17 protein-coding genes and 1 riboswitch are annotated in these 19,647 nt (G+C 63.7%); of the genes, 10 read left to right on the forward strand and 7 right to left on the reverse strand.

From position 1 onward, the window contains the following. Positions 1–72: 72 nt before the first annotated feature. The 3 genes from CXY75_RS08710 to CXY75_RS08720 all read right to left on the reverse strand — a co-directional run bounded on the left by CXY75_RS08710 (position 73) and on the right by CXY75_RS08720 (position 3,557). The gene (locus tag CXY75_RS08710) at positions 73–1,179 is read right to left on the reverse strand and encodes a BMP family protein (RefSeq protein ID WP_158251162.1); all 1,107 of its coding nucleotides are present in this window, start codon (positions 1,177–1,179) and stop codon (positions 73–75) included. A 141-nt stretch (positions 1,180–1,320) separates the two neighbouring features. Further along, positions 1,321–2,397, reverse strand: a complete 1,077-nt coding sequence (locus CXY75_RS08715) for a BMP family protein (protein ID WP_104082441.1) — start codon at positions 2,395–2,397, stop codon at positions 1,321–1,323. A 38-nt stretch (positions 2,398–2,435) separates the two neighbouring features. Then, the gene (locus CXY75_RS08720) at positions 2,436–3,557 is read right to left on the reverse strand and encodes a mannose-1-phosphate guanylyltransferase (RefSeq protein WP_104082442.1); all 1,122 of its coding nucleotides are present in this window, start codon (positions 3,555–3,557) and stop codon (positions 2,436–2,438) included. 83 nt (positions 3,558–3,640) lie between these two features. Here CXY75_RS08720 and CXY75_RS08725 point away from each other — a divergent pair, with 83 nt between their 5' ends. The 8 genes from CXY75_RS08725 (at position 3,641) to trpS (ending at position 11,439) form a co-directional block, all read left to right on the forward strand. Next, positions 3,641–4,825: a glycosyltransferase family 1 protein gene (locus CXY75_RS08725; RefSeq protein WP_104082443.1), complete on the forward strand. Its 1,185-nt coding sequence runs from the start codon at positions 3,641–3,643 to the stop codon at positions 4,823–4,825. A 110-nt stretch (positions 4,826–4,935) separates the two neighbouring features. Continuing rightward, positions 4,936–5,349 (forward strand): succinate dehydrogenase, cytochrome b556 subunit, encoded by a 414-nt coding sequence (sdhC, locus tag CXY75_RS08730; protein ID WP_104082552.1) that lies wholly within the window; start codon positions 4,936–4,938, stop codon positions 5,347–5,349. 12 nt (positions 5,350–5,361) lie between these two features. Further along, complete coding sequence (locus CXY75_RS08735; RefSeq protein ID WP_104082444.1) at positions 5,362–5,814, forward strand: succinate dehydrogenase hydrophobic membrane anchor subunit; 453 nt, start codon at positions 5,362–5,364, stop codon at positions 5,812–5,814. Between the two features lie 17 nt (positions 5,815–5,831). Next, positions 5,832–7,652, forward strand: a complete 1,821-nt coding sequence (sdhA, locus tag CXY75_RS08740; RefSeq protein ID WP_104082445.1) for a succinate dehydrogenase flavoprotein subunit — start codon at positions 5,832–5,834, stop codon at positions 7,650–7,652. Beyond that, the gene (locus CXY75_RS08745) at positions 7,652–8,413 is read left to right on the forward strand and encodes a succinate dehydrogenase iron-sulfur subunit (RefSeq protein WP_104082446.1); all 762 of its coding nucleotides are present in this window, start codon (positions 7,652–7,654) and stop codon (positions 8,411–8,413) included. The genes sdhA and CXY75_RS08745 overlap by 1 nt, the downstream gene beginning before the upstream one ends. Positions 8,414–8,488: 75 nt before the next feature. Then, on the forward strand, positions 8,489–9,574 hold the full coding sequence (locus tag CXY75_RS08750) for a YhjD/YihY/BrkB family envelope integrity protein (RefSeq protein WP_104082447.1): 1,086 nt from the start codon (positions 8,489–8,491) through the stop codon (positions 9,572–9,574). A 9-nt stretch (positions 9,575–9,583) separates the two neighbouring features. Continuing rightward, entirely contained in the window at positions 9,584–10,438 is an 855-nt protein-coding gene (locus CXY75_RS08755) for an exodeoxyribonuclease III (protein WP_104082448.1), read from the forward strand. Continuing rightward, on the forward strand, positions 10,435–11,439 hold the full coding sequence (trpS, locus tag CXY75_RS08760; protein WP_104082449.1) for a tryptophan--tRNA ligase: 1,005 nt from the start codon (positions 10,435–10,437) through the stop codon (positions 11,437–11,439). Before CXY75_RS08755 ends, trpS begins: the two co-directional genes overlap by 4 nt. Positions 11,440–11,621: 182 nt before the next feature. Here the strand turns inward: trpS and CXY75_RS08765 are convergent, their stop codons facing one another. The 4 genes from CXY75_RS08765 to CXY75_RS08780 all read right to left on the reverse strand — a co-directional run bounded on the left by CXY75_RS08765 (position 11,622) and on the right by CXY75_RS08780 (position 17,224). Next, positions 11,622–12,527, reverse strand: a complete 906-nt coding sequence (locus tag CXY75_RS08765; protein WP_104082450.1) for an endonuclease domain-containing protein — start codon at positions 12,525–12,527, stop codon at positions 11,622–11,624. A 463-nt stretch (positions 12,528–12,990) separates the two neighbouring features. Then, the gene (glpK, locus tag CXY75_RS08770) at positions 12,991–14,505 is read right to left on the reverse strand and encodes a glycerol kinase GlpK (protein ID WP_104082451.1); all 1,515 of its coding nucleotides are present in this window, start codon (positions 14,503–14,505) and stop codon (positions 12,991–12,993) included. A gap of 59 nt (positions 14,506–14,564) precedes the next feature. After that, complete coding sequence (locus CXY75_RS08775; RefSeq protein WP_104082553.1) at positions 14,565–15,299, reverse strand: MIP/aquaporin family protein; 735 nt, start codon at positions 15,297–15,299, stop codon at positions 14,565–14,567. Positions 15,300–15,481: 182 nt separating this feature from the next. Beyond that, positions 15,482–17,224 (reverse strand): glycerol-3-phosphate dehydrogenase/oxidase, encoded by a 1,743-nt coding sequence (locus CXY75_RS08780; RefSeq protein WP_104082452.1) that lies wholly within the window; start codon positions 17,222–17,224, stop codon positions 15,482–15,484. 125 nt (positions 17,225–17,349) lie between these two features. On the opposite strand from CXY75_RS08780, the gene CXY75_RS08785 reads away from it, so the two are divergent. After that, complete coding sequence (locus CXY75_RS08785; RefSeq protein ID WP_369826704.1) at positions 17,350–18,324, forward strand: sugar-binding transcriptional regulator; 975 nt, start codon at positions 17,350–17,352, stop codon at positions 18,322–18,324. Between the two features lie 60 nt (positions 18,325–18,384). Continuing rightward, positions 18,385–18,522: riboswitch (FMN riboswitch) on the forward strand. A gap of 88 nt (positions 18,523–18,610) precedes the next feature. Further along, on the forward strand, positions 18,611–19,645 hold the full coding sequence (gene ribD / locus CXY75_RS08790; RefSeq protein WP_233201816.1) for a bifunctional diaminohydroxyphosphoribosylaminopyrimidine deaminase/5-amino-6-(5-phosphoribosylamino)uracil reductase RibD: 1,035 nt from the start codon (positions 18,611–18,613) through the stop codon (positions 19,643–19,645). Positions 19,646–19,647 lie beyond the last annotated feature (2 nt).

Raw genomic sequence — 19,647 nt, forward strand, 5'->3', positions numbered from 1 at the left:
TGAACAAAATCGGGGAGGTCAGCCGGCGCTGACCTCCCCGATTTCACTGCGAGAAGCGAATGCTGCCCCGAGTTAGGACTGCGGGGTGGCTTCCGACTCGATGACGAGTGAGCCGTCGACGATCTGCGCCGCCAGGTCCTCGATCTCGGTCATGATCGCCGGGTCAACCTTGGACTCCCACTCGTGCAGTGGAGCGAGGAGCACGCCCTCGTTCTCGAGGGTGCCGACGTAGGGCGTCGCGTCGAAGTTGCCGGCGGCAGCATCGGTGATGATGAGCTTCGTGGCATCCGTCATCTGCTTCATCACCGAGGTGAGGTACAGCGCGGCGAATTCAGGCGTGGTCTCGAACAAATCGCTGTCGACGCCGATGATAGCGACGTCCTTGCCGGAGTCGGTGATGGCCTGCGCGGTGCCCTGGAAGAGCGGTCCCGCGACGGGAAGGATGATGTCAGCGCCCGCATCGATGAAGTTCTGACTCGTGGTCTTGCCAGCGGCGATGTCGTCGAAGCTGCCGGCGAAGGAGCCGGTCTGAGCGGCCTTGTCCCAGCCGAGAAGCGTGACGTCGGTGCCCTTGGCTTCGTTGTAGTAGGCGATGCCGTCCGCGAAGCCATCCATGAAGATGGTGACCGAGGGGAACTGGAGCCCGCCGTAGGTGGCGACGATGCCGGTCTTGGTGGTTCCCGCGGCGAGGTAGCCGGCGAGGAACGCTGCCTGAGCGGTGTCGTAGAGCACGGGCTTCACGTTCTCCAGCTCGAGCGGCGTGAAGTCATCATTACTGAGGGCCGTGTCGATGATGGCGAAGTCAACGTCGGGGTTGGCGATCGCGGCGTCGCGGGTGGCGGTGCCGAGGTTGAAGCCGACGGTCAGGATGAAGTTGCAGCTCGCGTCAACCATGCTGTTGACGTTGCTCGCGTACTGGTCTTCCGCAGTGGACTCGGCCTGGTTGAAGTCGACACCAAGCTCGTCGGCCGCGGCCTCGATGCCGGCGAAACTCGACTGGTTGAAGGACTTGTCGTTGAACCCGCCAAAGTCGGAGACGATGCAGGGAACGAAGTCGCGGGCGGCGGCGGAGTTGGTGTCGTCGGTTGTGGCGGGCGCCTGAGCACACGCGGCAAGCATGGCCACGGTGCCGAACATGGCAAGACCGCCAAGGACGGTCTTACGGATCGAAATTGTCAAGATGACCTCCTGGGTGCTGCCCAGCGAGATCGCTCGGGCGTAGTGCGCTCCACGTTACCGAATGTGACGCTGCGCAGATGAGCATTGTGGATGCGCGACCGAGTCGTTACCAACCCGCGACCTTGTGGAAACAAATCACCCCTATTGGGGCGTACTCGGACCCGTCACGATAAGAGTTCCCGCTATAATAGCGGCCCGAATCTGCTCCAGTTCGTCAGCCAGGTCAGCCGAGACCCGAGCGGACTGATCGTGGAAATCAGCGATTTCAACGCCACCGTTGGCGAGGGTGCCCACGTACGGTGTGTTCTCAAACGTGCCATTCAGATCGTCGGCGATAATTTCAACGACCGCGTCCTGGGTGTTCTTCAACACGCTCGTCAGCAAAACCGCACGATATTCGGCGGGAAGGGTGTCGTAACCGTCGCTGTCGACCCAAATGATGGCGACGCCATCATTTTCGACAGCGGCCGCCGCAGCTCCCTCGCCGACCTGCCCGGCGACGGGCATAATGACGTCGGCGCCCTGGTCGATGAGGCCCTGGGCGTACGACTTTCCCTTGTTAATGTCGTCGAAGTCGCCGGTGAAAAACCCATCCTGTGCGGTTTTGTTCCAGCCGAGCACCGTGACGGCCGTACCGTGAGTGGTGTTGTAGGCGGCGATGCCGTCGACGTAGCCGTCCATGAACAGCGTCACGGGCGGCTGGTTGCCGCCGCCGAAGGTGCCGACAATGCCCGTTTGGCTCACGCCGGCCGCGAGGTATCCGGCGAGGTATGCGGCCTGGGCCGTGTCGAACACGATCGGCTTCACGTTGTCGGCGTCGACCTGCTCGTCGACGATCGCGAAGTGCACGTTGGGGTTGCCCCCGGCCTGTTCGAGTGTGGCGTCGGCAAGCTCGAACCCCACCGTGAGAATAAACTCACACCCGGTCGCGACCGCCTGCGTCAGGTTGGGGGCCAGGTCTGCCTCGGCGGTCGAGACGATCGCATCCACGTCTATGCCGAACTCGACCGCTGCGCTTTGCAGGCCTTCCCAGCTGGACTGGTTGAAGGAGCGGTCTTCAAGGCCGCCGGAGTTGGTGACCATGCGGGCGCAGTAATCCGATTCCGGGCTCTGCGCGGTCTGCTCCGGAGCTGGCGCGCAGCCGACGAGCAGGGCGACGGATGCCGCAACCACAGTCAGCAGGGCAGCGGTGCGTGTGCGAGTGGTGCGGCGGGTCATAGCGCTCCTTTACGGCAGTGCTTACGATACCGGACCGGCTACAGCACGTCGGTCGAACCGGACAGCTTGAGCGCGTCAACGACCGCCTTAACCTTTTGGGCGTTCGCACTCGTGGTGACCAGCAGTGCATCCGGGGTGTCGATCACGACGATGTCTTCGACGCCGATGAGCGCGATCATGCGGCCGGTGTGGCTGACCACGATGCCGCTCGCGGAATCGGCGAGCACCCGGGCGCCCTCACCGAGGATGGCGAGGTTGGCCTTGCGGCCGCCGGAGTGCAGCTTGGCGATCGAGGCGAAGTCGCCAACGTCGTCCCAGTCGAACTGGCCGGGAATGACCACGAGCTTGCCAGCCGCTGCGGCCGGTTCGGCGACTGAATAGTCGATGGCGATCTTCTTTAGGCGCGGCCAGACCTGGTCAACGACCGCACCGCGGGCCGGGGTATCCCAAGCCGCGGCCAGTTCCATCAGCCCGGCGTGCAGTTCCGGTTCGGTCGCCTTGATCTCGGCCAGCAGCCGGTCAGCGCGGGCGATGAAGATGCCGGCATTCCACAGGTAATTCCCGTCGGCGAGGTATCGCTCAGCCACGTCGGGATCGGGTTTTTCCACGAACGAGTCGACCGCGAGAGCGGATGGAGCGCCGTCGATCGGTAGCGACGCCGCGCTCTTGATGTAGCCGAAGCCGATCGCGGCCTCGGTGGGTTGAATGCCGATCGTGACGATATAGCCGGCATCGGCTGCGGCGACCGCCTCGGTCACCGCCGAACGAAACAGTACGTCGCCCTTGATGACGTGGTCGGCCGGGAACGAGCCAATGATGACGCCCGGCTCGCGCAGCTGCAAAATGGCGGCGGCGAGGCCGATCGCGGCGGTCGAGTCGCGCGGTTCGCTCTCGAGCACGACGTTCGGATCGATCAATTCGGGCAGCTGCACTTCGACGGCGGCCCGGTGGGCGCGCCCGGTGACGACCATGATGCGCTGCTCGGTCGAGAGCGGAACGAGGCGATCCCAAGTATCGCGCAGCAGTGTGTGGCCAGACCCGGTGAGGTCATGCAGAAACTTGGGGGCATCCGCTCGCGACAACGGCCACAGCCGGGAACCAATGCCACCGGCGGGAATCACACTATACAAGCGGTCGAGCGGCTCACTGGACATAATCATTGGTTCAGACTATCGGGCAGTCCCGACACGACTGTTCACTCGCCGGTCACCGCGCGGCAACGCCAGCTACCTAGCCTGGAGCCATGCGGATCGCAGTCATCAGCGAAAGTTTCCTCCCCACCGTCAGCGGTGTCACGACGAGTGTCTGCCGGGTGCTGGATCACCTCGCGGCCACCGGACACGAGGCCATGGTGATCGCTCCCCACGGCGCCCCAGCCGAATACGCCGGCTTTCCCGTGCACACCGTTTCGGCGGTTAACTACCGCCAGTTTCCGGTCGGAGTGCCCAGTCCGCAGGTGCAGAGGCTTCTCGCGTCCTGGCGGCCCGACGTGTTGCACGCTGCGTCGCCGTTTCTGCTGGGCGCGCAGGGAATCAGCGCCGCCAACAGACTCGACATCCCCTCCGTCGCGATTTTTCAAACAGATGTTGCCGGTTACGCCCACAGAAACCACCTCGGACCGGCGCAGACGCTGGCTTGGCGCTTCGTGAAATGGGTGCACGAGGGTGCCACGCGCACCCTTGTACCGTCATCGGCTTCGATGGCAGCGCTGCTGCGCCTCGGTGTGCCACGTCTGGCGATGTGGGCCAGGGGCGTGGATCTCGGCAGTTTTCACCCGAACCTGAAGCACGATCCGGCCGTCACGGCGCTGCGCGAGCGGATTGCTCCGGAGTACCCTGTGCCAACGCTCGACGGTGCCGTGCGCGACGTGATCGTCGGCTACGTCGGTCGGATGGCTCCGGAGAAGCAGGTCGAGCGGTTGCGCGCCCTGCGCGGGCTGACTGGCATCCGTCTGGCGCTGGTCGGAGATGGACCGAGCGCACCTTCCATCCGGCGCGCACTGGCCGGACTTCCGGTGACCTGGCTGGGACGATTGGATGGCCGCGAGCTCGCCGTGGCCTACGCCAGTTTCGATCTTTTCGTACACGCCGGCACCGAGGAGACCTTCGGACAGACCATTCAAGAGGCGCACGCCGCCGGTCTGCCCGTCGTCGCACCATACGCCGGCGGACCGATCGACCTCGTCACCCACGGTGAGGACGGCTACCTGTTTCGCCCCGATAACGATACGGACCTGCGGCACTGGGTGCGGCAACTCGTTCGTGACCCGGCGTTGCGGGCCAGAATGGGTGAGGCTGGGCGCCGCACCGTGCTTGGGCGCTCCTGGCCGACCCTGTGCGCGGAACTGCTCGATTATTACCAGGAGGCCATCGACGAGCGTTGCGCGGTGCGGGCAGACACGCATGTTCCACCGTCAATGCAACGTTAGGTCACCCTAACCGGCACGATGAGGCGGCGCGCTTGTACACTTAGGAAATGTGCTCACAGCACATTCTCGGTCTCATTCAAGAGCCACAATTCAGCCAGGGAGGGTTGTTCATGCCACAGAAGGCAGGAACCCTAGATTCTCAGCAGAAGACGACATCACGTCGCCCCGCCGGCACCCTGTATCGGGGTAACACGGGCATGTGGTCGTGGGTCCTGCACCGCATCACCGGTGTCGCGATCTTCTTCTTTCTGCTCGTTCATATTCTCGACACGGCACTCGTGCGGGTCAGCCCCGAAGCGTATAACGCGGTGATTGGGCAGTACCAGACGCCGATCATGGGCCTCGGTGAGGTTGCACTCGTCGGGGCCATCGTGTTTCACGCCTTCAACGGACTGCGTATCATTCTGATCGACTTCTGGAACGCCAAGTACCAGCGCGTACTGTTCTACGTCGTGATCGGCCTGTGGGTCGTTACCATGCTGGGCTTCGTGCCGCGCCACCTCATCAACGTGTTCAGCCACTAGGGGGCGACAGACATGACTTCAACAATCGAAGCTCCCCGCAGCCCGTACACCCGCTCCGCCAAAAAAAGCGGTGTCAACTGGGAAAAATGGGGCTGGATCTACATGCGCGTCTCCGGCGTCGTGCTGGTCGTGCTCATCTTCGGCCACCTGTTCGTCAACCTCATGATCGGCGAGGGCGTCAGCGCCCTGAACTTCGCGTTCGTCGCCGGCAAGCTGACCAACCCGTTCTGGATGACCTGGGACATCATCATGCTCTGGCTCGCCCTGATTCACGGCGGCAACGGCATGCGCACCCTGGTCAATGACTACGCGACCTCGCGGATGAGCCGCGGCATCCTGAAAATCGCGATCCTGGTCAGTGTTGTCGCGCTGATCGTGCTGGGCACCCTCGTGGTGTTCACCTTCGATCCCTGCCCCGCCGGTGCGCCCGCCGACCTCGTGGCCTCGTTCTGTAAGTCCCTATAGGAGCTGCACACAAAAAAATGACATCCTCCACAGCACCTACCGGCGCAAACCCGGAGTCCACCGTCGTAGACGGTGTGCACTACCACCAGCACGACATCGTCATTGTGGGAGCCGGTGGAGCTGGCATGCGTGCCGCCATCGAAGCCGGCCCCCACGCCAGCACGGCGGTCATTTCCAAGCTCTACCCCACGCGTTCGCACACCGGTGCTGCGCAAGGCGGGATGGCTGCGGCCCTCGCCAACGTCGAGGAAGACAACTGGGAATGGCACACCTTCGACACGATCAAGGGTGGCGACTACCTGGTTGACCAGGACGCCGCCGAGATTCTGGCCAAGGAGGCCATCGACGCGGTCATCGACCTCGAAAACATGGGCCTGCCGTTCAACCGCACGCCAGAGGGCAAGATCGACCAGCGACGGTTCGGTGGTCACACCCGCGACCACGGCAAGGCGCCGGTTCGTCGCTCATGCTACGCCGCCGACCGCACCGGCCATATGATTCTGCAGACGCTGTATCAGAACTGCGTCAAGCGCGGCATCAACTTCTTCAACGAGTACTACGTGCTCGACCTCGTCATGACCAACGTCGACGGCGTCGACCAGCCGTCGGCCGTGGTCGCCCTCGACCTGTCGAGCGGCGAGCTGCACGTGTTCCAGGGCAAGGCGTTCATCTTCGCCACCGGCGGTTTCGGCAAGATCTACAAGACCACCTCGAACGCTCACACCCTCACCGGCGACGGCGTCGGAATCGTCTGGCGTAAAGGACTGCCGCTCGAGGATATGGAATTCTTCCAGTTCCACCCGACCGGCTTGGCGGGCCTGGGCATCCTCTTGACCGAAGGAGCACGCGGAGAGGGCGCCATTTTGCGCAACTCCTCGGGTGAACGCTTCATGGAACGCTACGCGCCAACCATCAAGGACCTCGCCCCGCGTGACATCGTTTCACGCTGCATGCTCAAGGAGGTCGCTGAGGGTCGCGGCGCAGGCCCAGACAAGGACTACCTGTACCTGGACTGCACCCACCTCGGCAAGGAACTGCTCGAGACCAAGCTGCCTGACATCACCGAGTTCGCCCGCACCTACCTCGGCGTCGACCCGGTCACCGAACCGGTGCCGGTCATGCCGACAGCGCACTACGCGATGGGCGGAATTCCGACCAACGTGAACGCCGAAGTCTGGCGCAACAACGAACAGGTCGTTCCCGGCCTGTATGCCGCCGGCGAGTGTGCCTGCGTGTCCGTGCACGGCTCCAACCGCCTCGGCACCAACTCGCTGCTCGACATCAACGTGTTCGGCAAGCGTGCCGGCAACAACGCGGTCGAATACGTCAAGACGGCGTCGTTCACTCCCCTGCCGGAAGACCCGGCCAAGGAGGTACGCGAGCTGTTGGAAGGCATCCGCTCGTCGAGCGGAACCGAACGCATCGCCGTGCTGCGCAAGATTCTGCAGGAAGAAATGGACAAGAAGGCTCAGGTGTTCCGCACCGACGAGTCCCTCGCCGAGGTTACCGAGACCATCCACCTGCTGCGTCAGCGTTACAAGAATATTGGCGTGCAAGACAAGGGTCGCCGGTTCAACACCGACCTGCTCGAAGCCGTCGAGCTGGGCTTCCTGCTTGACCTCGCCGAGGTCGTCGTTTACTCCGCTCGCAACCGCAAGGAAAGCCGCGGCGGACACCAGCGCGAGGATTACCTCGTGCGCGATGACGAGAACTACCTCAAGCACACGATGGCGTACCTTCAGGGTGACGCGATGAGCGCCGACGCTGCCGACCACATCAAACTCGACTGGAAACCGGTTGTCATCACCCGTTACCAGCCGATGGAGAGGAAGTACTAGTGAGCACTGCCACGATTGATAACAAGCCGGCCATTCCCGAAGAAATCAAGTCGTTTACGGCCACGATCATTGTGCGTCGGTTCAACCCGGAGGTTGATGACGAGCCGCACTGGCAGGACTTCGACGTGCAGCTTTACCCCACCGACCGGGTGCTCGACGCGCTGCACAAGATCAAGTGGGAGCAGGACGGTTCCTTGACCTTCCGCCGCTCCTGTGCGCACGGCATTTGCGGTTCGGATGCCATGCGCATCAACGGCCGCAATCGTCTGGCCTGCAAGACGCTCATGAAAGACCTCGACGTCACCAAGCCCATCTACGTGGAGGCCATCAAGGGCCTGCCACTAGAGAAGGACCTCATCGTCGACATGGAGCCGTTCTTCGATTCCTTCAAGGCGGTGCAGCCGTTCCTCATGAACAGCGTCACCCCGGTCAAGGGCAAGGAACGCATCCAGACGGTCGCCCAGCGCGCCCGCTTCGACGACACCACCAAATGCATCCTCTGTGCAGCATGCACGTCGAGCTGCCCGGTTTTCTGGACCGACGGTCAGTACTTCGGCCCGGCCGCCATCGTCAACGCGCACCGCTTCATCTTCGACTCCCGCGACGAGAATGCGGCAGTACGCCTCGACATTCTCAACGACAAAGAGGGCGTGTGGCGTTGCCGCACGACCTTCAACTGCACAGAAGCCTGCCCCCGCGGGATCCAGGTGACCCAGGCCATCGCCGAGGTCAAGCAGGCCATTATGCGCGGCAAGGCGTAACTGCTTGTTTTTATCTGAGAAACACCCCCGTCGATTCGACGGGGGTGTTTCTCGTTATCCCGTTATGCTGACACCGTGAAAGAGCTTCTGGCGCGCATCCAGACCTGGCGACCGGTCCGGGTCGTCGTGCACTTCGGCCTGGTCGGCGGGGGGATTCTCGCGGCCGGTATGAGCTTTCAGGCGATCTTCGCCGTCTTCGCGGCAATCTGGGTCGGCTTCTCTATTGCCGGGCTCGTGCTGAGCACAAACCAGGACTTGCTCAACGCGGTCTACGCGCTCATCAACCAGTCGGTCCCGGGCCTCATCGGCAGCGAAGGCGCCATCGATCCGGCGCTACTGGCCACCGGCACCATGTTCACCTGGATCGGTGCGATCGCCCTCGTCGGCCTGTTGGTGACCGCACTCAGCTGGCTTTCCACGACGGCACTGGCCGTGCGCACCGTGTTCGGGATGCCGCCGCAGACCACGTTCTTTCTCCTGGTCAAACTGCGCGAGCTTGGCCTCGGCCTGCTCTTCGGGCTCGCCCTAGTGGTCTCTGCGGTCGTGTCACTCGCCAGCACAGCCCTGCTCGGCGGCCTGTTCAGCCTGTTTCAACTGCCGCAGGATTCGTTCTACTACGAGGCGTCGGCCCGGGTGATCGGCCTGGTCGTGGTACTGGTGATTGACACGATTACCCTAGCCGGGCTGTTTCGTGTGCTGTCTCGGGTGCGCATTCCGCTGCGGCGGCTGTTGGCCGGAGCGCTGCTCGGCGGCGGCGGCCTGGGCTTACTAAAAATTCTCGGCGGAACCCTGCTCGGCGGGGCCAGCAACAACCCCCTGCTCGCGACCTTTTCGGTGATCATCGGGCTGCTGATCTGGTTCAACCTGATGAGCACCGTCACCCTCATCGCGGCATCCTGGATCGCCGTCGGCATGGACGACGCCGGCATTGCGCCACACACCCTCAGCGCCGACGAGGCTGCCGCCGAAGCTACCAAAAGCGAACAGCGGCAACGACAGCGGATGCACGACGCCCTGCGATTGACCGCGCAGGCGTCGCTCGAGGCGGCCAGAGCGAACCTCGACTCGTCACCCTGGTACGCCAGGTGGAGCGCCCGCCGCGAGCTCCGCGCGGCGGAAGCGCGCGTCGCCCAGTACAACCAGGCGGATGCTGCTAACTAGACTTGATCCATGTCTGCAGCCAAACCCCTTCGCATCGCCAGTATCAACACGAACGGGGTACGAGCCGCGTACCGCAAGGGAATGGGCGACTGGCTCACGGCCCGTGACGTTGATATTCTGGCAATTCAAGAGGTGCGCGCCTCCACCGAAGACCTCGAAGGGCTGCTCGGTCCGGACTGGAATATTCTGCACGATGCTGCCACTGCCAAGGGCCGTGCCGGAGTTGCTCTCGCGAGCCGAGCGGGAGCATCCATTCATCGCGTTGCCCTGGGGCCTGAGGAATTCGACAGCGCCGGTCGCTGGCTGGAGGCCGACTATGAGGTCAACGGCAGGGTCATCACCGTGGTGAGTACCTATGTACACTCCGGCGAAACCGATACTCCCAAACAGGTCGAGAAGTACAAGTTTCTGGACGCCATGATCGCCCGGCTGCCCGAGCTGACGACGCACAGCCCGCTGGCGCTCGTGCTGGGCGATTTGAATGTTGGCCATCGCACACTCGACATTAAGAATTGGCGCGGCAACAAGAAGCACGCCGGTTTTTTGCCGGAGGAGCGCGCGTACTTCGACCTGATTCTCGGAAGCGAAGGTGACCCGAACTATAACGCGGGCGCGGGACTGGGCTGGATCGACGTTGGCCGTAAGTGGGCCGGTGAGGTTGACGGGCCGTACACCTGGTGGTCGCAGCGCGGCCAGGCGTTTGACACCGACACCGGGTGGCGGCTGGATTACCATCTGGCCAGCCCGATGCTGGCGGCATCCGTTGTCAATTATGTGGTTGACCGGGCCGCAGCGTATGACCAGCGCTGGAGCGACCACTCCGCCGTCGTTGTTGACTATGACCTTTCTGGAGCAACATTATGACCAAACCCCGCCTGTATTCGGGCATGCAGCCCTCGGCCGAGTCCCTGCAGATCGGCAACTACATTGGCGCGCTGCTGAATTGGAAGTCGCTGCAGCAGACGCACGACGCGTTTTTCTCCATCGTCGACCTACACGCGATCACCGTCGCGCAGGAGCCTTTAAAGTTGCGGGAGAACACCCGCGGAACGGCGGCCCAGTACATTGCGGCTGGGATCGATCCCTCGGCGTCGACGTTGTACGTGCAGTCGCACGTTGCGGCGCACGCGCAGCTGGCCTGGGTGCTCAACACCATCACCGGGTTCGGTGAGGCCAGTCGCATGACCCAGTTCAAGGACAAGTCTTCACGGCACGGCGCCGACGCCACGAGCGTGGGACTGTTTGCCTACCCGACGCTGATGGCCGCCGACATTCTGCTCTACCAGACCTCTGTCGTGCCGGTTGGGGAAGATCAGCGTCAGCACGTTGAACTCACCCGCGATCTCGCGCTGCGCTTCAACTCGCGATTCGGCGACACGTTTACGATTCCCGAGGTGGCAATCGTGAAGGACACCGCGAAGATCTACGACCTGCAAAATCCCACGTCGAAAATGTCGAAGTCGGCCGAGTCGCATGCCGGGGTCATCTGGCTGCTCGATGAGCCGGGGGTCACCAAGAAGAAGATCATGCGGGCGGTGACGGATGCCGATGGCGGCGTGGTCTTCGACCGCGAGAACAAGCCGGGCGTGGCGAACCTGCTCACGATCTACTCCGTGCTGGCTTCGCGCACGATCGAGTCCCTCGAGAATGAGTACGCCGGGCGCGGCTACGGTGACCTGAAGAAGGGGCTGGTCGAGGTGGTTCTTGGCACCTTCGACCCGATTCGTGAGCGCGTCACCGAGCTGCTTGGCGACCCGGCCGAGCTCGACCGGGTGCTCGCCTCCAACGCCGCTCGGGCTGCTGACGTCGCGGATGAGACCCTGGCCACCGTCTACGACCGCGTCGGCTTCCTGCCGCGTCGCTGATCGCTGCCCGGGTATTCGTCTGCATCCCACCCGCCGATCCGCCCCTGCGCATAACTCCTGCAATTTCTCGCGCCGCCGGTTCAGAGCCGCGCGATCACGGGCATCCGCTGCCGATGACTCAGAAATTGCAGGAGTTGTGCACACCCGGGTGGACACAAGAGTTGTGCCGCCGGTCGATGTCGTCAGGCGAAGGAAGACGCGCGATCGCTGCCGTTACGGCAGATGTCGACGAGCTCGCGAACGGCCTGAATCACGCCCTCCGGGTCGAACATGATGTCCTGGTACAGAACACGGAGCGTCAGGTACCGGCGAGCGGCCAACAGACGATCCCTGGTGCGGTCACGAACGTGTTCTGACCATTCCTTGTGATGCAGCCGGTTGTCGGCTTCCAACACGACACAACCCTCGACCAGCACATCGACCCGGCCAACGCCAGGAATGGCGACCTGGATCTCGCAGCGGAAGCCGGCTTGTCGCAACAGGTCGCGCAAGACGGTCTCCTGCCCCGCATCAACCCGAGCATCGATTCGCGTGCGCAGGTCCCGATATTTCGCGGGAACCTGCGCGAAAATCGTGGCGAGGTCGGTCGGGAAGATCTTGCGCTCGTGCAGGGCGGTATCAAGCGCTGCGAGGGCGAAACGCGGTTCCTGACACTGGATGATCTGGGAGAGGGCATCCCGCGCGCCGACACAATATCTGGTGCCGTCCTCGGCGTCAATGAGGGGCCACCAGTGCAACTCGACGCCATCTCGGTGGGCCAGCGCGAGCGGAACGCGCCGGTCCTTCGGGCTGCGCAACCGCGACGCTTCTCGCGACAGGTGGAGGTGCGTGAACTGCGCGTCGAAGGCGAAGAAGCCAATCTCTGCGGCGGCAGAGACGCAGGCCAGTCGACCACCGATGCGCACCGCCTCAAGGGTATGACGGTCAGTAGCCGGCGCCGCGTAGTGGTCGCGGCGTACCCGCACGAGGACGTTGTCCCGCACGGCGTTGGTGATATCCCGCCCGGTCATGCCGCTGGCAAGAAGCTCAGCGCGACTGAGGATGCGGCGCGGGCCGTCGACTGCGTTCAGGGTGGGGGAGGAAGCCATGACCTGATGTTGGCTACTGCCGGGCCGCGACCGAGAGTCGAAGTTCCAATCTGTGGACAATCGGCGCGACGACCACCTTGTGGAGGAGCAGCTGAGCCCGCTCCGGCACCGCTACACAGTCGCCGAGGCGACGCCACCCCGCGCATAACTCCTGCAAACCGTGGGTGGCTCGGTATAGCGGCCCGGAATCATGGGAATCCGTCGCCTCGGCCACAGAAATTGCAGGAGTTATGCGCTGTGGGGTACCCGCGGCAGGAATTCTGCGCCGTGGGCATCCGGATTCGGGTCGACCGCGGTGCAGTAGCCGAAGTCGGGCCGCCATGCGCATAACTCCTGCACATCGTAGCCAACGACAAGGAGCGGCCCGGAACTACGGGCATCCGGCGCCGCAACCACAGAAATTGCAGGAGTTATGCGCAGTGGCGCATGCTGGAGAGGAGCCAGCTGGTGGTGGGGGAAGGGGCTAGCGCACGTCGTCGTCTACCCAGTCGAGGGTCTTCGTGACAGCCTTCTTCCAGTTGCGCAGGAGACGAGCAGCTTCCTTTGGGTCCATGGCTGGCTCCCAGCGGGCGTCTTCCTGCCAGTTGGAGCGCAGGTCGTCCAGGTCGCTCCAGAAGCCCACAGCAAGGCCGGCCGCGTAGGCGGCGCCGAGCGCGGTGGTCTCGGCGACGACCGGGCGCACGACGGGCACGCCAATGATGTCGGCCTGGAACTGCATGAGCAGGTCGTTGACCGTGGCACCACCGTCGACCTTGAGCTCGGTCAGCGGCACCCCGGAGTCCGCGTTGACCGCGTCGAGTACCTCCCGGGTCTGATAGGCGATGGCCTCGAGCGCCGCCCGCGCGATGTGGCCCTTGTTCACGTAGCGGGTCAGTCCCACGAGCGCTCCGCGCGCGTCCGAGCGCCAGTACGGCGCGAACAGGCCCGAGAACGCCGGCACGAAGTAGGCCCCACCATTGTCGGTAACCGTCTTGGCGAGGTCTTCAATCTCGGAGGCGTTCTTGATGATGCCGAGCTGGTCCCGCATCCACTGCACGAGCGAGCCGGTGACCGCAATCGATCCCTCAAGCGCGTAGTGCACCGGGGCATCGCCGAGCTTGTAGCCCACGGTGGTGAGCAGGCCGTTCTTTGAGTGGACGATCTCGGTGCCGGTATTGAAAATCAAAAAGTTACCGGTGCCGTAGGTGTTCTTCGCCTCGCCCTGGCCAAAGGCGGCCTGGCCGAAGGTCGCGGCCTGCTGGTCGCCGAGAATGCCGGATATCGGTACCTCGCGCAGCAGGCTGTGCCCGCTCGCGACACCATAGACCTCGGACGACGACTTGATCTCGGGCAACATCGACTTGGGCACGTCGAAGATGCGCAGGATCTCGTCGTCCCACTGCAGGGTTTCGAGGTCCATGAACATGGTGCGGCTCGCGTTAGTGACGTCGGTAGCGTGCACGCCGCCCTCGATGCCGCCAGTCAGGTTCCACAGTACCCAGGAGTCGGTGGTGCCGAACAGGAGATCGCCGGCATCCGCTTTCTCGCGTGCTCCCTCGACGTTTTCGAGGATCCAGACGATCTTGGTGCCCGAGAAGTAGGTGGCCAGTGGCAGTCCGACCTTCGACTTGAATCGTTCGACACCGCCGTCCGCGGCGAGGCGGTCGACGATGGGCTGAGTGCGGGTGTCCTGCCAGACGATGGCGTTGTAGACGGGCACGCCGGTGTTCTTATCCCAGACCACAGCGGTTTCTCGCTGGTTGGTGATGCCGACGGCTTCAATGTCGTGGCGGGTGATGTTGGCCTTGGACAGCGCCTGGCCGATGGCCTCACGGGTGTTATCCCAGATTTCTTTCGGGTCATGCTCGACCCAGCCGGCCTGCGGCAGAATCTGTTCGTGCTCCAGCTGACCAGTCGAAATGATCGACCCGGTCTTGTCAAAGATGATCGCTCGGGAGCTCGTGGTTCCCTGGTCGATGGCGAGAACGTATTTGGCCATGTGTAACTCCTTTGTTGGTCCAGGTGGTGAAAAACAAATAATGAAAGCGGATGCCTGACTTAGCCCAAAATGGGCAAGAGCACCCCCGACGAGGCACCGGCGACGACACCGCCGATGATCGGGCCAAGGACCGGCACCCAGGAATAGGACCAGTCGCTCGATCCCTTGCCCTTGATCGGCAGGATGAAGTGCGCGATGCGCGGGCCGAGGTCACGTGCCGGGTTGATGGCGTAGCCCGTTGGCCCACCGAGCGAGGCGCCAATCGCGATAACGAGCAAGGCCACCGGCAGGGCGCCGAGGGCCGCGAGGCCGCCGGCCTCGCCGTTTCGACCAAAACCGATGACGACGAAGACCAGCACGAAGGTGCCGATGATCTCGGTGACGAGGTTCCACCCGTAGGAGCGGATGGCCGGCCCGGTCGAGAACACGCCGAGTTTGTTCGCGGCGTCTGGTTCCAGATCAAAATGCGGCTTGTAGGCGAGCCAGACCACAACGGCACCCAGAATGGCACCGATCATCTGCGCCCCGATATACGTCAGGATCGACACGAGATTGACCGGTACGCCGGAGCCGAACTCCTCCGCGCCGCTCGCGACGAGCCCGAGGGTGACGGCCGGGTTCAGGTGGGCACCCGAGTTGTACGCTGCGATCACACCGGCGTAGACCGCGAGGCCCCAGCCAATGGTGACCATGAGAAAGCCGCCGCCAAAGCCCTTGTTCTTGGCAAGAGCGACGTTGGCGACCACGCCACAGCCGAGAAGTACGAGAATGGCCGTTCCCACGACCTCTGACATAAAGACGACACCGAGATTGTCCACATTGACCTTTCAGATGGGGTGCTGCCGACTGACAAAGTTGTCGAGTGCGACGGTCGTGCTGGTGTTACCTACATAGAAACGTATCGGCGCCCCACCTGGCAATGGTCGCTTTCTGCTGCACGTTCGTGCAGATTGTCGGCAATCATCGCCACGGCCGGTTAAACGGCGAAAAAGGGAGCCTGGCTGACCGGGGCCAGCGCGACCCCGTGCACGTCGCTCAGGATGCCGTGGGCCAGCTCAATCTCCTCGGCCAGACGCCCAGCATCCCACCCCAAAACCGGGGCGACGACGCGCGCGACCTCCTCGATCAGGGGCGTGGTGACCGATCCGACGAAGGCCATGCTGGTGCGCCGCAGGAGCACGTCGATCAGGCGCACGACGCTCTCGGTGGAGGCCAGAAATTCGATCTCACGCCGGGTGTATGCCGGGTCGTGCTGGAGCGGGGCATCCGTTTGCGCGGTCGGGTCGGTCATGAAGTCGATGACCTCGCTCGCGCGGGTGCCGTACCGGGCGAGCAGCGCTTCGGCACGATCGGCGCCCACCTCGTCGCCGTGAGCGGTGACCCACACCTGATGGGCAGCATCCGTTACCGGAAAATTGCGGCCGCCGCCGATGGCCAAGCCCTCGGTGGAGACGGTGCGCGGCAGGCCGAGCAGCTTCAGGATGTCAGTGCTCAGGTTTTCGGCGAGGGCGCGGAAGGTGGTCCATTTGCCGCCGACCAGGCTGAGCAGGGTGCCGTCCGCGACGCCTGCTCGGGGCAGCGGACGCGACTCGATGCGGTAGTCGCGGGAGACGAAACCCGGGGCTTCATCGTCGTGACGCGGCAGCGGGCGCACGCCAGCAAAACGGAACACGATGTGCGAACGATCGACCTTCACCGTTGGGAAAACGTGCGCGACCAGGTCGAAGAAATAGTCGATCTCGTCTTCGGTGCAGCGCACCGGCTTCGACATGTCATGTTCGAGGTCGGTCGTACCGACTAAAACTCGGCCCTTGAGCGGGTAGATCAGCACAATGCGTCCGTCTTCGTGCTCGAAAAAGATCTCTCGGCCTCCGGTCGCCGCGAGCAGCTCCGGATTGTCGAGCACGATGTGGGAGCCCTTGGTACCGCCCATGAACGTGCTCGGCTGGCCCAAAGCCGTGTTAGTCAGGTCGGTCCACGGCCCGCTCGTGTTGACGACGACATCCGCGTGAAAGGTGAATTCTTCGCCGGTGACGCTATTGCGCAGGTGCACGCCGTCGTTATCCATGCCGACGGCCTCAACATAGTTGGCCGCGCGGGCGTGTGGGCCGGCATCGAGGCCGTCGTGCAGCACATCGAGGGCTAGCCGTTCCGGGTCGTGCATGGCGGCATCGTAATAGGTGGCCGTGTACTTGAGGCCGGGGTTGAGTTTCGGCAAGGCGGCGAGCGCCTTGCTTCGGCCAACGAACTCATGGCGCGGCACCGTTCCGCCATCGCGGGAGAATGCGTCGTAGATCATCATGCCGACCTTGATGAGCATGGCGCCGCGCTCCACGTGCGTGGCCCCCTGCCTGTGGGTGATAAACCGCAGCGGCGCGGCCATCACCCCGGAGAAGGTGGAGAAGATGGGGATGGTTGTCTGCAGCGGTTTGACATAGTGCGGTGCAATCTTGAGGAGGCTGTTGCGCTCCGTCACCGACTCCTTGACCAGGCGAAACTCGCCGTTTTCAAGGTAGCGCACCCCACCGTGAATCATGTGCGAGCTCGCCGACGACGCGCCGGAGACGAAGTCGTTCTTCTCGACGATGACCACGTCGACGCCCTGCAGGGCCAGATCGCGGAAGGTCGCGATGCCATTGATACCGGCGCCGATAATGAGCACCTGGGCCGTCGCACGATCGGAGATCGCGGTACCGGTCTGTGAATTTGCGAACGACATTGTTGTCACCTCTGCCTCGGGCTTACCCAGGCTTAATTTGCGCGGGTCAAGCCATGTGAATAGATTCAGTCTGACAGTCCGACACAATTTCTCAACAGGATTGAACATACGTGCAAGGAGTAAGTGTGACGTTCGATATTGATCCGGTGCAGTCCGATCGCAGCCGCGACGCCCTTACAGCGGCACACCTTTACTACATGCAGGACCTCACTATGGACGCGATCGCCCAGGAGTTGCATACCTCCCGATCCTCCGTCTCTCGCCTGCTGAGCCATGCCAGGGAGACGGGTTTGGTCGATATTCAGATCAAGTCCCCGTTGGATGCTCCCAGTCACCTCGAGCAGCAGCTCGAGGCTCGGTTTCGGATCGAAGCGCACGTCGTCCCGGTTCCCGACAGCGCGAGCGACGTCGATCGCCTGGAGCGCGTAGCCCTCTCTGTTGCACGAATTCTCGGCCAATACTTCGATTCCAACATGACCATGGGCATCGCCTGGGGCTCCACCATGAACGCAATCAGCCGACACCTGACGCCCAAGCAGACGCACAACTCGCAAATCGTGCAGCTCAATGGCGCGGGAAATATGCGCACAACCGGCCTCGGCTATGCGAGCGAAATTCTCGGACGCTTCGGCACGGCCTTCGGCGCGCACATTCAGCAGTTTCCGGTGCCGGCGTTCTTCGACGACCCGGCGACCAAGCAGGCGCTCTGGCGGGAGCGCAGCATCAGCCGTCTGATCGACATGCAATCCACCCTAGACATCGCCCTGTTCGGCCTGGGATCACCGTTTTCCGGTGTGACCAGCCGCGTCTATGCCGGGGGCTACCTCGAGAAGGCGGACTTCGACGCTCTCAGCACGGCGGGCATTGTCGGCGACGTAGCGACCGTGTTCTATCGCGCTGACGGTTCGGCCGACGGTATCGCCCTGAACGAGCGGTCGACCGGCCCTGACTTCACGGTACTGCGCCGGACCCCGCGGCGCATCTGCGTCGTTGCCGGCCGCTCCAAAATCGCCAGCCTGCGCGGTGCGCTCGCCGCCCGGCTGATCACCGACCTCTTCGTCGACGAGAGCACCGCCAGGGCTCTGGTCGAGGCTTCCTGAGTCGGATTGTGGCGGGAATACCACGGTACACGGGCTGTTGCACTATAACTAGAAGTAGTACACGTGCTCCGGGGTCGGCGTAATTCCGAACCGGCGGTTAAAGTCCGCGACCCGTTAGCCCCTTGAAAAAGGGACCAAGCGGTTGAGTTGGCGAAATTCCAGCACCGACGGTTAAAGTCCGGACGGGAGGCGCACGAGTCGGTTGGCCCCTACGGTCGACCGACGGGTTTTGTGCATGTCGGCAGACCCACACCCCCGGAGCTCGTCCAATCTGGATGAGGGCGGGATGACCAACAACGCGGCGGCTGACACAATGGTGCACAGCGCAATGCGCCGCGCACTCGAACTCGCCGCCCGGGGGCCAGCCACCGGCGTGAACCCACGAGTCGGCTGCGTCATTCTGAACGCACAGGGCGACACCGTCGCGGAGGGCTGGCACCGCGGCGCTGGCAGCACACACGCAGAGGTCGACGCGTTGTCCTACCTCGCCCCTGGCGTCGCACACGGCAGTACCGTCGTGGTCACCCTCGAACCCTGCAACCATGTCGGCCGCACCGGCCCCTGCACCCAAGCCCTGATCGAGGCCGGCGTCGCCCGCGTTATCTACTCGGTGACCGACCCCGGCGAGCGTTCCCGCGGCGGAGCAGACCGGCTGCGGGCCGCCGGCATCGACGTTCAGGGCGGTCTATGGAGCATCGATGGTGAGGCGTTTCTCGGTGACTGGCTCGTCGCCGCACGCCTTCGACGCCCCTTCGTCACGCTCAAGTGGGCGTCGAGCCTCGACGGGCGCGCGGCCGCCGCCGACGGTTCCAGCCGCTGGATCACCGGGCCAGAGTCCCGACACGACGTGCACCGGCGCCGCGCCGCCGCGGACGCGATTCTGGTCGGCACCGGAACAGTGCTCGCCGACGACCCGGCGCTGACCGCGCGCGGACTCAAGGGTGAGCAGCTCGAGCGGCAGCCGGTGCCCGTTGTGCTGGGCCGACGCGAGCTGCCGGCATCCGCTGCCCTGCGCAGCCACCCGCAGCAACCGCTGTTGTTCGACGGCCGCGATCTGCCTGGCCTACTCGCCGACCTGCACGAACGCGGCCTCCGCAGCGTGTTCATCGAGGGCGGACCCACCGTGGCGAGCGCCTTCGTGGCCGCCGGGCTGGTCGACGAATACCTCGTCTACCTGGCACCGACGCTCATCGGCGGGCCCCGACTAGCCATCACAGACATCGGCGTGACCGGCATTGACGAGCAGCGTCGTCTCTCTGTTCACTCCCTCGACCGGCTCGGCGACGATGTTCTCATCGTTGCCCGGCCGCACACCACCTAAGG

This window comes from Cryobacterium sp. Y11, from assembly GCF_002929535.1.
Taxonomy (GTDB): Bacteria; Actinomycetota; Actinomycetes; order Actinomycetales; family Microbacteriaceae; genus Cryobacterium.